This is a genomic window from Christiangramia oceanisediminis, assembly GCF_022570735.2.
Lineage (GTDB): Bacteria > Bacteroidota > Bacteroidia > Flavobacteriales > Flavobacteriaceae > Christiangramia > Christiangramia oceanisediminis.
Map to the genome: position 1 here is coordinate 528,789 of NZ_JANCNS010000003.1, position 14,829 is coordinate 543,617.

Here is a 14,829-nt window from a genome sequence, read left to right on the forward strand (position 1 = left end):
ATATTTATTGTTCATCTGCTGAAGGCCCGTAAGTGGCCGGAACCGAGATATCCAATAACCGGAAATAAACGCCGAGTTGCGCCCTGTGGTGCGGGAACTGCCCCATTACCATAGACTGCAGAACATTGAATTTTGGCATTTCGAACAGGATCTCCCCATCATTGGTCATTCTCCACATACGCTCGAATTCATCATCCGCTTTCTTTAAAGCTTTCTCTGCTTCGGCCGTATTGTTCTTCAATTCTTTTACGATCTCGTCCACAGTGCCATGTTCAAGAGGTTTGTAGCCTTTTACATCCATATTCCCGGCTTCCATTGTCCCGGTGATCCAGGATGGGATCTCGGCAAGGTGGTTGGCGATCTGCCTGATCGTCATCGATTTCTCATGTGGTTTGTAATCCATCTTATCTTCCGGAATCCTTTTCAGGAATTTCTCGGTAAGCGCTACTTCTTGCTGCAATTGGGGAATGAGGAATTCATAAATTTTCATTTTGGCTGATTTTAGTTGAAGACTCTAATTTACTGAAAATTAGATTTATAAAACTCATTATACCCAATTTCTGTGCTCATTGCAATGCGGAATTAATTCGATTATCTTTGTTCCAAAATAGAATAAGATGGATCTACGCAAAATCAAGAATCTCAAGCATACCAATTCTGGAAACTTCTTTTTACTATCTGGACCCTGTGCCATAGAAGGCGAAGAAATGGCCCTTAGAATTGCCGAAAAAGTGGTGAGCATTACCGATAAGCTGGAAATCCCATACGTTTTCAAGGGCTCCTTCAAAAAGGCCAACCGAAGCCGTATCGATAGCTTTACAGGTATTGGAGATGAAAAAGCGCTGAAGATCCTTCGCAAGGTTTCCGAAACCTTTGAAATACCTACCATTACCGATATACACGAGATCAGCGATGCGCAACTCGCCGCAGAATATGTAGATGTATTGCAGATCCCTGCCTTCCTGGTTAGACAAACCGACCTGGTTGTCGCTGCCGCCGAAACCGGCCGTGTCATCAACCTTAAAAAAGGCCAGTTCATGAGCCCGGAAAGCATGAAACATGCCGTGACCAAGGTGACCGACTGCAATAACGAACAGGTAATGGTCACCGATCGTGGAACCATGTTCGGCTACCAGGACCTTATTGTTGATTTCCGCGGAATTCCAACCATGCGTGAGTTTGCACCAACCGTTTTGGATGTCACGCATTCGCTTCAGCAGCCTAACCAAAGCAGCGGAGTGACAGGCGGAAGACCAGATATGATCGAAACCATTGCCAGGGCTGGAGTTGTGAACAAAGTAGACGGCCTATTCCTCGAAACGCATTTTGATCCTGCAAACGCCAAAAGTGACGGGGCGAATATGCTCGATCTTTCCCATTTGGAAGGTTTGCTTAGCAATCTGGTAAAAATCAGAAAAACAGTGAACGAAATCTAAAATATTTCCCAAAGTTCGTAACGCTTAGGATTAAAGAGGAAAATTCGGTTTAAATTCAAAATTTAACCGACACCTCTCATAAATGCACAGTGATTTTCTAAACTTCGCCTGTCCCAAACTGGCCGTTGTTGGCTGTTTTATTTTTATATTTTTAAATCCTGTGCTCAGCGCCCAGGATGATGAAAAACCTACGCTGGATATAGGTGGTGCCATACGCTTTAACTATAATCTTTCTTCCTGGAAAGAAGGCCAGAAAGATCGAGGTGGCGATTTTGGATATGATCTCTTCCGCCTCAATGTTAGCGGCACCTACCAGGGCCTGTTCGCCCGGGCTGAATACAGGCTTTATGCCGATGTGTTTGGCGGGGATTTCCTGAAAGAAGGTGTGGTAGGCTATAATTTCGATGAAAAGAACCTCATCGAATTTGGCCTTGCAAAAGTACCTTTTGGGATCGAACGCTATAATTCGCATAATTTTTTCTTTAACCTTCCCTACTATGTAGGACTTGAGGATGATTACGATATGGGAGTCACATTTACGCATACCGCTGAAAGACTGGAATACCATTTTGGCTATTTCAAGAATGCAGAAGAGGAGATCTTTGCTGATATTTCTGAACATACTTCCAACAGGTATGCCTATGATATTGTGGGACGCAATAAAGAGATTCACCAGTTCAACGGAAAGGTTATCTATAAACCACTCAAGAATCCAGCCCATAATTTTGGGCTTTCGGCACAGTATGGAGGGATCTACAACCTGGATACCAGGAATACAGGAGATCGATATGCCCTGGCGGCGCATTATGAGTATAAGACCGAAGACTGGCTTATTAAGGCTCAAGCACTTACCGCTTCATTCAGCCCCGAGAATGCCGAGGGAGAATCCAGGCAATCTATCATGATGGGAGCTTTTGGCGCTCCATATGAGGTCGCGACCGAATTTGAGATCTACAATATAGGGATCTCCCGAATCCTTGATATTAATACCAAACTGGTAAAACATATAGAGGTGTACAACGATTTCGGGTATATGAGGAAACGAAATTCGGGCTTTGATGATTCGATCATGAACGTGGTTGGATTCCTGTTCAGTTCAGGACCAATTTTTTGTTTTGTAGATTACGCGGCCGGCTATAACCATTCGTGGCTGGGAGGAGATTATGTAGACGATTTTTCTACTGGAGACCCTGATGCCAAGTGGGAAGCACGGTTCAATATCAATATTGGCTACTATTTTTAGAATTGTTTAAACCAAAGTTTGTTAGAAAGGAACAAACATATTACCGAATTAAGCCGGAAATTGATCATTTTGATCGTTCTTCCGGCATTCATGAGTCCGGTTCTGGGCCAGGAAGAAAAACCCAAACTGGATCTCGGTGGTGCCCTCAGGTTCAATTACAACCTATCTTCCTGGAAAGAAGGTCAAAAAGACCGTGGAGGTGATTTTGGCTATGATATGTTCCGGATCAATGTAAAAGGAAGCTATGCCGATCTTTACGTGGATGCAGAATATCGCTTTTATTCGGATGCCTTCGGTGGTAGTTTTCTAAAGCAGGCCTGGATGGGATACCGATTCGATGAAAAAAGAGAGGTTCAAATTGGCCTTAGCCAGGTTCCCTTCGGCATACAACAGTATAATTCTCATAACTGGTTTTTTAACCTTACCTATTATATGGGACTGGAAGACGACCACGATATGGGTGTGAAATACGTGCATAAAGGAGAGCATTTTGAATATGACCTTGCATTTTATAAGAATGCTGAAGAGCAGATCTTCGGAAATACTTCTGAAGCCAGTCCTTCCCGGTATTCGTACGATATAGTTGGAAGAAATAAAGAAGTAAACCAGTTCAACGGAAAGCTTATCTACAAGACCGGGGAACAATTTCAACAAAGAATTGGTGCATCGGCGCAATATGGAGGCATCTACAACCTGGACACCAGAAGAACTGGCCACCATAGCGGTATCGCCCTGCATTACGAATTTTTTGTGAATGACTGGAACCTTAAATTGCAGGGCATGACAATAGATCATGATCCTGAAAATGCCGAGAGGGAATCGAATGAAATCATTCAAATGGGAGCTTACGGGGCACCCTATTCCGTAGCTTCAGATTTCAATATCTATACGTTGGCTGTTTCAAAAAGCATACCTGTAAGCCTTGGCCCTATATCCAATCTCGAATTCTATAATGACTTCGGGTATATGGATAAAAAAGTGACAAGCTTTGAAGATAGTTTTATGAACGTTACCGGCGTGCTCATTACAGCCGGTCAAATATACACTTACGTAGATTACGCGGCCGGGTATAACCAGTCCTGGCTAGGCGGCAATTTCGTAGACGATTTCGCTGAAGGCAATCCCGATGCGAAATGGGAAGCCAGATTCAATATTAATATTGGCTATTATTTTTAAACCGAAAGACACATTTTATGGCAGAAAAAGTAACAAGAAGTGACGAAAAGAAATCCATTTTTGGATTAGAGGTCAACGGGCCTGTTTTTTTTACTTCTTCAATTTTTATCATCGCAAGTATTGCTCTAACCCTTATTTTTAAGGAACAGGCCGAAAGCTTCTTCGAAGAACTTCAGAACGGCGTGGCAGAAAATGCCGACTGGTTCTTTATTCTTTGTATCAACCTCTTTTTTGTTTTCCTTATTTACCTGGCCCTGGGCCGCTTTGGAAAACTGAGGATCGGGGGGCAGAATGCCAAACCCGAGTTCAAGACGCTTTCCTGGTTTGCCATGCTTTTTAGTGCAGGTATGGGAATTGGTTTGCTTTTCTTTGGAGTGGGAGAACCGGTCATGCACTTTAATGCTCCGCCAACCGCTGAAGCAGGTTCAGCTGCAGCGGCACAGGAAGCCATGAACTTTACATTTTTACACTGGGGATTCCATGCATGGGCTGTTTACGCCCTGGTGGGACTGTCCCTGAGCTATTTTACCTATACCCGCGGACTTCCGCTTACGATACGCTCGATCTTTTACCCCTTCCTGGGTGATCGTATCTATGGAAAGATTGGTGACGTCATTGATATTTTCGCAGTACTGGCGACCCTTTTCGGACTGGCCACTTCGCTGGGTTTCGGGGTGCAGCAGATCGCTTCAGGACTCGACCATGTATTTGGATTACCATCAGATGTCACCGCGCAGATCGTGATCATCGCGATTATCACGGCCATCGCCACCGCCTCGGTGGTATTGGGTGTGGATAAGGGAGTAAAAGTACTTAGCGAATGGAATATGCGAATCGCGGTGGTTTTGCTAGTCCTCGCGCTTATTTTAGGACCCACCATTTTTATTTTCAGGTCTTTTGTGGAAAACACCGGGAGTTACCTTTTCAATTTTCTTGAAATCTCCACCTGGAGTGAAACCTATACCAATGGCAACTGGCAGAATGACTGGACCGTCTTTTACTGGGGCTGGTGGATTGGATGGTCTCCTTTTGTGGGGATGTTCATCGCCAGGATCTCCAAAGGAAGAACCATCAGGGAGTTCATCCTGGGTGTGCTACTCGTACCTTCGCTGGTGACCTTTTTCTGGATGTCAGCCTTCGGAAGCGTTGCGATAGAAGAGATCATGAATGGAAACGAAGTATTGAACCAGGCCGTGAACGATGATATCGCAACAGCCCTATTCGTATTCTTCCAGGACTATCCACTCTCTATGGTGATTAATGTCGTCGCTGTACTACTGATCGCCGGATTCTTTATCACCTCTTCTGATTCCGGATCGCTGGTAATAGATAGTTTAACTTCCGGAGGGAAGATAGACGCACCGGTTAGTCAGCGTATATTCTGGGCGGTTACCGAAGGTACCGTAGCTGCAGTGCTGCTGCTGGGAGGTGGATTACAGGCCCTCCAAACGGCCACCATCGTCACCGGTCTTCCGTTTGCCATCATCCTCCTTATCATGTGTTATTCTTTATACAAAGGATTGAGTGAAGACCTGCGCAAACTGGAAGAGAAAAAATCCCAGAAACAAATGGAGAACTATGAAGAAATAGTTTCAGATATCGTCAAAAAAAGAAATATTAAAACAGCCGATAAAACCGATAGTAATGGATAAAACAAGAAAAATACTGGTAGCTCTTGACCTTACCGAAATGGATGACCACCTCATCAGGTATGCTTCCTTTCTTGCCGAAAAGTTTGCTCCAGAGAAGGTCTATTTTGTACATAATATCAAGAAATATGAAATTTCTGACCTGTTCAAGGATCAGTTGAAGGATCTGAACCTGGAACAACTCATCAGCGAAGAACTCGATGATAAGGTTTCAGAATTGTTCACTGCCGATGTTCCCAGCCAGGTATTGATCTCTGAAGATCCCTATACCGAATCGCTGATGAACTATATCGTGCAGAAATATTCGATCAACCTGGTCATCGTAGGGAATAAATCTAAAACCAAGGGAACAGGAGTGATTTCAGACAAGCTTATTCGCCTGTTGAAGTGTGACATCCTTTCCATCCCGGAACAGGCGCAAACCAAACTCGATCAAATCTGGGGAGGAACCGACTTTTCCAAAGAGACTGTTCGGGTTTTTGAGCGAGCCGAATTACTGAGAAAGAAAACCAGCGCGCATGTCACTGCTGTACACATTTATAGCGTTCCGGTACAGTTCACGCCTTACCTGGATAAGGAAGAAATGGTACCCAAGATCGAAAAGCACACCCGGGAGAAATTTGATAAGTTCCTGAAACGCTACCGGCTTGGTAATCTGGATACGAAAATTATTCGCGGCCGGGATAGCAGTGTAGCCGAAAGACTGGCACTGGAAAGTGAAAAAGCCGGGGTAGACCTGCTCATTGTGGGGGATATTGGAGGAAATGTTTTCTCTTCCCTCCTGGTTGGATCGGTTACCGATGAACTCTTTGACAGAACCCTGAAAACACCATTATGGGTTGCCAAATAATCAGGTAACCAGTTTTCTATCAATTATTAGCCTCGCCATGCGGGGCTATTTTTTTTTGATCAATTTTATTTCTTCAATTAAAATAAAAGCATTTACTTTGTTTTTCAAAGTACTTTATAATGGAAAACGAAAAGTATCTTAAAGACCTTAGCGAGATCAGGAGCATGATGAACCGCTCCTCCAGGTTCATTTCCTTGAGCGGCTTAGCCGGTGTCTTCGCGGGATGTTATGCGATCGCCGGGGCGATCCTGGCAAAATTGGTCCTGGCAGGACGGGATTCAGTATATACCCAGGATTTTAGTGCCCGATTATCAAATGGCATCAATCCCGAAATAATACAACAGTTGATCCTTATTGCTGTCGCGGTTCTTTTACTGGCCATAGGCACCGCCATATTCCTCACGACCCGGAAAGCCAGAAGGAACGACCAGAAGATCTGGGACCACACCAGCAAAAGATTGCTGATCAACTTTTTTGCTCCTTTGGTGGCAGGCGGAATCTTTTGCCTGGTGCTGTTGCAATACGGTCTTATTGGTCTTATTGCTCCTTCCATGCTAATCTTTTACGGACTTGCCCTTATTCACGGAAGTAAATATACCTTTGCAGACCTGAAAAGCCTGGGTTATGCAAATGTGATATTGGGGCTTATTGCAACCCAATTCATAGGCTTCGGAATTTATTTCTGGGCAATCGGGTTTGGAGTCTTTCATATTATTTACGGCATCTGGATGCATAATAAATATGACAGGAAAACGGCTGAATGAAGAATATCATAAGCAATATAAACAAGGCTTTTGACCACAGGATCCGTCTTGGGATCATGAGCGTCCTGGTGGTGAACGATCATGTTGATTTTAAAACTTTGAAAGAGTTATTGGGTGCCACCGACGGAAATGTTGCGAGCCATACCAAGGCGCTGGAAAAACAGAAATATATCAAAGTGGAAAAATCATTTATAGACCGAAAACCCAATACCAGGTATATTGCCACCGAGAAAGGTCGGAAAGCATTCCAGGAACACCTGGATGCCCTGGAAAAACTATTAAATACGAGAAATGAACTGAAATAATAAATCAAACCTAAACCTGAATACATATTTTTTTATCCACTTACTTTGTTTTTCAAAGTACTTTAAAACAAGATGAATTATGAAAACAAGAAATTTAACTATTATCCTGGTGGTTGTTGCGACCATTCTGCTGATCCCTTTTATTGGGATGCAATTTTCAAACGAGGTAGACTGGTCCACCTCCGATTTTGTGATCATGGGAGCCCTACTCTTTTTGACAGGCCTGGGAATTAATTATGCCATTAGTAAACTTAAAACCAACCGAAGCAGGATCATCGCCTGTATAGTGATAATAGGCCTATTCTTAATGATCTGGGCTGAACTGGCCGTAGGTGTTTTTGGAACTCCTTTTGCAGGAAGTTAAAAATAAAGCCCATGGAGTATTTTGTTAAAAAAGGATCTATCGTAAGAGATATCTGGGGAAAGAGCGATACCATTCTTTTCATTTTCGCCGGTGCCTCTGCCGAATTTGCACTAAACAATGCGGTAGACTGGTTATTCTACACCGGCCGGCTTCCAAAAGATCCTTTGGGAAGATTATTTTCAACCGTTTCCTATGCCAGGAAGATCGTATTCTCTTCAAAAGAAGATGCAGAAAAGGCGATTGAAAACATCAACTGCATTCATAATTCGGTCGAGAAAAACCGTGGTAGAAACATACCCGACTGGGCCTTCCGGGATGTCCTGTTCATGCTTATTGACTATTCCATTCGATCTTACGAGATCCTGGAGCGCAAACTCACTTTATCTGAAAAACAGGAAGTTTTTGAGGTGTTCTCTAAGGTTGGTGAAAAAATGCATTTAAAGGATCTTCCCATCGGTTTTAGCCAATTCGAAAGCATGCGACAAAATCACCTCGAACAGCATCTTAGTTTTGGTGAATTTTCTCGTGAACTCTATAAGCAATATCGATCAAACCTGGGCTTTTTAAGGTATCGGTTATTGATCGAGACCCAGGTTCTCATTTGTCCTAAAAAGGTAAGGAAGACCTTGAATTTCAGAAGCTTTTCGCCGCTTTTTCTGCTGATATTTTTCTATAAGATCTCCAGGGAGATCAACCTGGACTGGCTTCTAAAATTGATGTTCCTGCCATCACAATACAAAGAACAGATTAAAGAAATGGATCATGCTCCTGCCTGATCGAATCATTTTTCATTCATCCTAAAAATCAAAAAATGGACAACCAATCATCTAATTATCCAGGCGGATTTAAATTTCTTACCTGGCTCAAGAATTCCATCACTGCCCGTATGTTCATCGTAGGCATCCTCACACTGGTACTTTTGATTCCGCTTTTAATGGTGGAAGAACTGATCACCGAACGGGCTGATCGGCAAAAATCGGTAGTCTCAGAGATTAATGACAAATGGGGAGAAGCAGTAACTATCTATGGGCCAATTTTAAAGATCCCATTTCGCAGTTTTCGTGAAAAACAAATAACCAATTCTCTCAACGAAGTCACTACAGAAACCGTAGAAGAGATCAAATACCTCTACCTGTTCCCGGAACTTCTGAACATTGGATCCAACATTGATCCAGAAATTAAAAAGCGTGGTATTTACCAGACGGCCGTCTATAAGAGCAAAACTGAGATAAGCGGAAACTTTTCAATAGCATCCCTTGATACCGAAGGGATCCTGCCTGAAAATATACTTTGGCCTAAGGCCAGGTTCGTTTTAAAAACTTCGAATTTAAAAGGAGTGAATGAACAGATAAATATCGATCTATCCAATTCAACCTACGCTTTTTCCTCTAAATACCAGGAGCAGAACAAACTAAATGTAGCCGGCAATGATCTATACCTTATGGAAAGCGAACCGATTGAAAGTTCTGACCTTAGCAAGCAACAACAATTCGAATTCAACATGGAGATCTCCATGAACGGAAGTTCAGAAATTTCATTTGTCCCGATCGGGAAAGCCACCAGGGCGCAGATAACTTCAGACTGGAAGACCAGCAGTTTTACAGGTGATTTCCTGCCCTATAATGAAGATAAGATTACCGAAAGTGGTTTTAACGCGAAGTGGAGTATCCTGGATATCAACAGGCCATTTCCTCAATCATTTAGCGAGAGCTTACCAGATCTAACAAAATTTGGATTCGGGGTGAATTTTATGATACCTGTAGATGAATACCAGAAAAGTGAACGAGCCACAAAATATGGCTACCTGGTTATCGGGCTTACCTTTTTGCTATTCTTCCTGATACAAACGCTTAGCAAGATCCCCATTCACCCGTTTCAGTATCTAATGATTGGTTTAGGACTGATCATGTTCTACACCCTCTTGATATCAATTTCGGAACACAGCAGCTTCTTAAAAGCTTATTTGATTGCAGGAACCTCGGTCATTCTTATGATCAGCCTGTATTCAAAAAGTATACTAAATGGATGGAAATTCCCCATTTTCATCGGGCTTTCATTATTAGCTCTTTATTCATTTATTTATATCATCATTCAACTGGAAAGTTACGCCCTGCTGGTAGGCAGCATTGGATTATTCTTGATACTGGCGGGAGTGATGTATGTTTCCAGGAAGATAGACTGGGGTAACTATTAGGTAAAAAGGTATAAACGGAGGTAGCAGCAGCTACCTCCCTAATTCATATTGATGACCGAATTAAAAAGAAATCGAAGGCTTTACTATTTCACAGGATTTCTGTTGCTCTTTATAATCGAGGTGCTTATCGCTATATATGTTTCCGATGATTTTGTACGGCCCTATCTTGGAGATTTCCTCGTGGTGATAATGATTTATTGTTTTCTAATGTGGATCTCCAGGATTGCGATCCTCAAGGGATTAGCATCGGTATTGATCATATCCTTCGCGGTGGAATTCTTCCAACTCATCAATATTGTGAAGGTCCTTCAATATCAGTTACCTGAAATCTTTTTTATAATCCTGGGTAGCAGTTTTTCTTTTTGGGATCTTCTGGCCTACAGTCTTGGAATCCTTTTTATTTTCGGAATTGAGTATTTCCGTTCTTACTCTTCTGAAAATTCCACCTCCACCATTACCGGCAAATGATCTGAAGGATACCTAAGGTCTTTGGAATCGCTTAAAACAGCATACTTGTTCACCATTACTTTCTCATTGCTGAAAATATAATCGATACGACGGTTTACCGCCTGGCTGAAGTTATAACCATTGTAGGTACCTTCAGGACCAAAAGTTAGATCGGCTTTCATTTTTGAGTCGGACAGAAATTCTGAGATCATCCTGATCTCTTTCGTATCTGGTTCCAGGTTAAAATCACCCATTAAAAGCACTGGAAGGTTATCCTGGTTCAGTTCTTTGATCTTCGAAATGATCAGTTTTGAGCTTTCACTTCGGGCTTTGGTCCCAACATGATCAAAATGAGTATTGAAGACCCAGAATTGCTCACCGGTTTCTTTATTTTCGAAAAGGGCATAAGTACAAACCCGGTTAAAGTCGGCATCCCATCCTCTGCTTACTTCGGAAGGTGTTTCAGAAAGCCAGAAAGTATCTTCATTAAGAACCTCGAATTTATCTTTTTTGTAGAGGAGCGCGCTGAATTCCCCTTTATCGCGACCATCCCTGGCTTCACCGATTACCGCATATTGATCAAGCTCTTCTAAAAAATATTCCAGCTGGGATTTTACAGCCTCCTGAACTCCAAGAACATCTGCCTCGTAAAACGCGATCTGACTGGTGATCCAGTCTTTACGCTTTGACCAGCTGTTCTCGCCGTCATTTTCGTTAGCATACTTGATATTATAGGTCATCACCTGGGTTTGCGCACCTACCGTAAAGCTTAACAGCAACAGCGCACTGATTATAAAAAGAGAACTAGTTTTCATTTTTATTATTTTTTCCGTCTACGAAATCCTGTAAATAGGAATATAGCGGGGTTAATTTTCCATTTTTTGTCATACATGCCCTGCCAAGGATCCCGTCTTTATCATCATTGAAAAAGGCTGGGATCACATGTTCCAGGAACATTTCTCCAAATCCTTCGCTGGCATCTTTAGGCAGTTCGCAGGGCAGGTTATCTACCGCCATAATGGCAATAGCTTTAGGATCCATAAAATCTGCCTCCGCTCCAGATTTCCGGTCATAACCATAAAAAGGCTCGGCGATAGTAGAAGGTCTTATGGTTGTAGCCACAGGTCCGGCGATATCACAGGAGATATCGGCCACATATTTTATTCGGAAATCCTTGTGACGAACATCTTCTTTTGAATAGAAAACGGGTGCGCCCTCTCCATAAAAATGACCGGCTATAAAAACATCGCTGGTCTTGGCAAATTTCATGAAATCTGACTCATAGTTTTCAGGAACCTTATAAAATTCCTTTCGGCTACCTTCAGCGCCGTCTTTACGTTTTGCATAATCCAGCACGTCTATATGGCAGAACACAGGCTGGTCGAATTCGTTGACCAGGTAAGTTTCTGGTTCCACCTGTTTGACCTTTAAATGTTCGAGGATCTCACGGGCTCCATGAGCCACCTTTCCACTTCCGGTCAATACGAATTTGTAGCCAGGTATTTCGATCGCATCCAGTTCTTCTAACATAGCGGCAAGGTCTGGCAGGTCTTCGGCTTTTGGCAAACGGAATCTGTTCTCCTTAATACCGATCGCACGAATACCATTATAAGCTCCTACCAGCCCGGCATAACGACCGAAACCTATCAATCTTGCCTGATCCGCACTGATAATCACTTCGTGATCGTATAGTTCGATGTTTCGTGACAGGATCTCGCGAAGCAGGTCACGGTTATAAGGCTGCTTTTTGATGGTATGAGAGAAGAAAAAGTACTTTTTGTCAGGTATCAAATTAGGGATAGGTACTTCTTTTACTCCTAGAAGCACATCGCAATCGCTGATATCATCGGAAACTTCAAAACCTGCCTCACGATATTCATCATCGCTAAAGATCCTGATATCAGAACTTTCAACCTTGAAGGAGGCTTCCGGGAAGCGTTCCACTACTTTTTTAAGCATTAAAGGAGAGAAAACCACGCGCCGATCAGGCGGAGTTTTTCGTTCTTTGATCAGGGCAAATTTTATCATTTCTGGTATAGCTTTTGTACTAATTGAAGAGTCTCAAAGATATAAATTTAAATCTGTATCTTTGCTGGCCCGATCGTAATCTATGATCGGATTTCTTTGATTTAATGAAATGGTCATTCTGTCCCGATAATTCGGGAGATTCAGCATCTCTAAAGGTCCTGAAACGAGTTCAGGACGAATTCGAACTGGTTAAAATCTGACGATTTTAATCTTTCTCATTCGCGTTAGGGATAGCAGCGGAAATCCTTTTTATTTTGGCTCCCGACGGAGTTTATCCTGAGAGAAAGCCGAAGGGCTGAGCTGACAAAATAAAAAGATTGAAGCGAATAGCCCGGCCACGGAGCGAAAGCGAAGTGGAAACGCCCACATTGAAATTAGAAGGCAGAAGTACGAAGTACGAATTGTTCGAAATTCTAACTTCGTAACTCGTACTTCGAGAAGTTCTTTACATATTGGGGTCGACTTGGTTTTGACAGCGAGTCTAATTGAGTTGTAAGCACGTAGAGCGCTGGGATATAGCTCTTAAATCTCATATTTCACACTTTTTTAAACGGCGAGAATAACTACGCCTTGGCTGCGTAACCGAATCATAGTAGGTTTTGCTTAGTCCCGACAAGGTCGGGAGCCAAGATGTCTCGTGGAAGCCCTGATTTACGGCGTCCACAACAGAGGCACCGATAAAGTAAATATAGTGACCGCAGGGCCTTGATGCGGTTGCGAAACTTAAGCGAGGATACGTGTAAAGTTGGTGGTTTTCGGCCGGCTTTGCATCGACAACCAAGTGAAAACTAAACGTGTAGAAAGCAGCTGAATTGCTTGTTTGGACGAGGGTTCGAACCCCTCCGACTCCACTTTTTGAGTACCAAACTCAATCAAAAACCCCGAAATCCCAGGATTTACGGGGTTTTTCATTTTTAATGATATCGTTTAATATCAAATAATTGCACATTTAGCGAGACCAATACGGTGACCTAGTGCGAGACCAAAAAAAGGGTCTCGATAAACTCACAAACACTTGTTTTTCAATTCTTTAAGCTAAGTTAAAATTTAAAATCATATGCTCTTTTTAGGTACTTTGCGAGACCAAGCGAGACCTAAAATTTGAAAAGCTATGAGAACCGATTTTCACATCCACTTTCACATCCTTGAAAAAAAGAAGAATAAACGTGGGCTAGCCCCTATTTATTTAAGACTTACCGTTGACGGAAAAAGAAAAGAATATAGTATTTCCCGAAGAATACAGCCGGAATACTGGAACGTTAAATTGCAGAAAGTCATGGGTAACAATCCTAATGAGAAAGAGATCAATACCCATATCAATAACCTTCGACATAAACTGAATAAAATTCACCAGGTACTTTCAGATAATGACCAACCTATTACCGCTGCCGAAATGATCGCTCATTTAAAAGGTGAAAAGAAAAGGAAGCCAAAAATGACTCTGAAGGTATTTAAGGAGCATAATGAACAAATGGATCGCCTTTCCGGGAAAAGTATCTCTAAGAGCACCGCCAAGCGCTACTGGACCTGTTATAATCATGTTGAGCAGTTCATCAACGAGGAATATAAGGCTGAGGATTACCCGATGAATGAGATTAACCACCAGTTCATTACCAAATTCGAATATTTTCTAAAGACCAAAAGGGAATGTAATCATAACTCGGCATTGAAGTATGTGAACAATTTTAAAAAGATTATTCGCATTGCTTTGGCCAACCAGTGGATGGACCGGGATCCCTTCTATAATTACAAGGTGCAGTTTGAAACCGTGGAACGCGAATTCCTTACCCAGGAAGAAATCGACAAATTGATCGAAAAGGACTTGCACCTGGATCGGCTTAAATTAGTCAGGGACATGTTCGTTTTTAGTTGTTATACCGGACTGGCCTATTCTGATGTCAAAAAACTTTCCGATGCTGACATCACGACCGGGATCGATGGCGGTAAATGGATAAGAATCAAAAGGAGCAAAACAAAATCCCTGAGCAGCATCCCACTCCTGCCTGTTGCGGAAGAAATTCTGGAACGTTATAAAGATCACCCCGAAGTGAAGAACGGAAATTATGTTTTACCCGTATTGAGCAACCAGAAATCCAATGCTTTCTTAAAGGAGATCGCAGGCCTGTGCGGCATCAAAAAACCGCTCACCACTCACCTGGCCCGGCACACCTTCGCAACTACAGTAACATTGACGAATGGGGTGCCGATCGAGTCGGTAAGCAAAATGCTGGGGCACCAGGATCTTCGAACAACACAGCATTATGCAAAGATCGTTGACCGTAAGATCAGTGATGATATGAAAGCTCTAAGGGAAAAGCTGGATGCCCAGGCTTCTAAAAAGGATTCTAAGAAAAAAAGCTAGTTAAGCAATAA

At 42.6% G+C, this 14,829-nt stretch carries 15 protein-coding genes and 1 other RNA gene; 13 read left to right on the plus strand and 3 right to left on the minus strand.

Annotation, left to right across the window (positions count from 1 at the left end):
• Positions 1-4: 4 nt before the first annotated feature.
• Positions 5-490: a DinB family protein gene (locus MKO06_RS15175; protein WP_241552115.1), complete on the minus strand. Its 486-nt coding sequence runs from the start codon at positions 488-490 to the stop codon at positions 5-7.
• Positions 491-617: 127 nt separating this feature from the next.
• Between MKO06_RS15175 and kdsA the strand changes: the two genes are divergently transcribed.
• The 11 genes from kdsA to MKO06_RS15230 all read left to right on the plus strand — a co-directional run bounded on the left by kdsA (position 618) and on the right by MKO06_RS15230 (position 10,449).
• On the plus strand, positions 618-1,436 hold the full coding sequence (gene kdsA, locus MKO06_RS15180) for a 3-deoxy-8-phosphooctulonate synthase (protein ID WP_241552116.1): 819 nt from the start codon (positions 618-620) through the stop codon (positions 1,434-1,436).
• A gap of 82 nt (positions 1,437-1,518) precedes the next feature.
• On the plus strand, positions 1,519-2,679 hold the full coding sequence (locus tag MKO06_RS15185) for a TonB-dependent receptor (protein ID WP_241552117.1): 1,161 nt from the start codon (positions 1,519-1,521) through the stop codon (positions 2,677-2,679).
• 90 nt (positions 2,680-2,769) lie between these two features.
• Positions 2,770-3,855 carry a hypothetical protein gene (locus MKO06_RS15190; protein WP_241552860.1) on the plus strand — a complete coding sequence of 362 codons (1,086 nt, stop codon included), beginning with the start codon at positions 2,770-2,772 and terminating at the stop codon, positions 3,853-3,855.
• A 17-nt stretch (positions 3,856-3,872) separates the two neighbouring features.
• Positions 3,873-5,507, plus strand: a complete 1,635-nt coding sequence (locus MKO06_RS15195; RefSeq protein ID WP_241552118.1) for a BCCT family transporter — start codon at positions 3,873-3,875, stop codon at positions 5,505-5,507.
• On the plus strand, positions 5,500-6,354 hold the full coding sequence (locus MKO06_RS15200; RefSeq protein ID WP_241552119.1) for a universal stress protein: 855 nt from the start codon (positions 5,500-5,502) through the stop codon (positions 6,352-6,354). The genes MKO06_RS15195 and MKO06_RS15200 overlap by 8 nt, the downstream gene beginning before the upstream one ends.
• 119 nt (positions 6,355-6,473) lie before the next feature.
• A complete protein-coding gene (locus MKO06_RS15205; protein ID WP_241552120.1) occupies positions 6,474-7,118 on the plus strand; it encodes a hypothetical protein in 645 nt (214 codons plus the stop codon).
• Complete coding sequence (locus MKO06_RS15210) at positions 7,115-7,423, plus strand: winged helix-turn-helix domain-containing protein (RefSeq protein ID WP_241552121.1); 309 nt, start codon at positions 7,115-7,117, stop codon at positions 7,421-7,423. The genes MKO06_RS15205 and MKO06_RS15210 overlap by 4 nt, the downstream gene beginning before the upstream one ends.
• A gap of 79 nt (positions 7,424-7,502) precedes the next feature.
• Entirely contained in the window at positions 7,503-7,787 is a 285-nt protein-coding gene (locus MKO06_RS15215; protein WP_241552122.1) for a hypothetical protein, read from the plus strand.
• Between the two features lie 11 nt (positions 7,788-7,798).
• On the plus strand, positions 7,799-8,563 hold the full coding sequence (locus tag MKO06_RS15220) for an oxygenase MpaB family protein (protein ID WP_241552123.1): 765 nt from the start codon (positions 7,799-7,801) through the stop codon (positions 8,561-8,563).
• 35 nt (positions 8,564-8,598) lie between these two features.
• Positions 8,599-9,981 (plus strand): cell envelope integrity protein CreD, encoded by a 1,383-nt coding sequence (creD, locus tag MKO06_RS15225; RefSeq protein ID WP_241552124.1) that lies wholly within the window; start codon positions 8,599-8,601, stop codon positions 9,979-9,981.
• 51 nt (positions 9,982-10,032) lie between these two features.
• The gene (locus tag MKO06_RS15230; RefSeq protein ID WP_241552125.1) at positions 10,033-10,449 is read left to right on the plus strand and encodes a ribosomal maturation YjgA family protein; all 417 of its coding nucleotides are present in this window, start codon (positions 10,033-10,035) and stop codon (positions 10,447-10,449) included.
• On the opposite strand, the gene MKO06_RS15235 is transcribed toward MKO06_RS15230, so the two are convergent.
• Positions 10,407-11,243, minus strand: a complete 837-nt coding sequence (locus MKO06_RS15235) for an endonuclease/exonuclease/phosphatase family protein (protein ID WP_241552126.1) — start codon at positions 11,241-11,243, stop codon at positions 10,407-10,409. The two genes, MKO06_RS15230 and MKO06_RS15235, sit on opposite strands and share 43 nt — an antisense overlap.
• The gene (locus MKO06_RS15240; protein ID WP_241552127.1) at positions 11,233-12,456 is read right to left on the minus strand and encodes an NAD(P)-dependent oxidoreductase; all 1,224 of its coding nucleotides are present in this window, start codon (positions 12,454-12,456) and stop codon (positions 11,233-11,235) included. The genes MKO06_RS15235 and MKO06_RS15240 overlap by 11 nt, the downstream gene beginning before the upstream one ends.
• 454 nt (positions 12,457-12,910) lie before the next feature.
• Here MKO06_RS15240 and ssrA point away from each other — a divergent pair.
• Positions 12,911-13,310: a transfer-messenger RNA gene (gene ssrA / locus MKO06_RS15245) on the plus strand.
• Positions 13,311-13,567: 257 nt separating this feature from the next.
• Positions 13,568-14,818: a site-specific integrase gene (locus tag MKO06_RS15250; RefSeq protein WP_241552128.1), complete on the plus strand. Its 1,251-nt coding sequence runs from the start codon at positions 13,568-13,570 to the stop codon at positions 14,816-14,818.
• Positions 14,819-14,829: the final 11 nt, after the last annotated feature.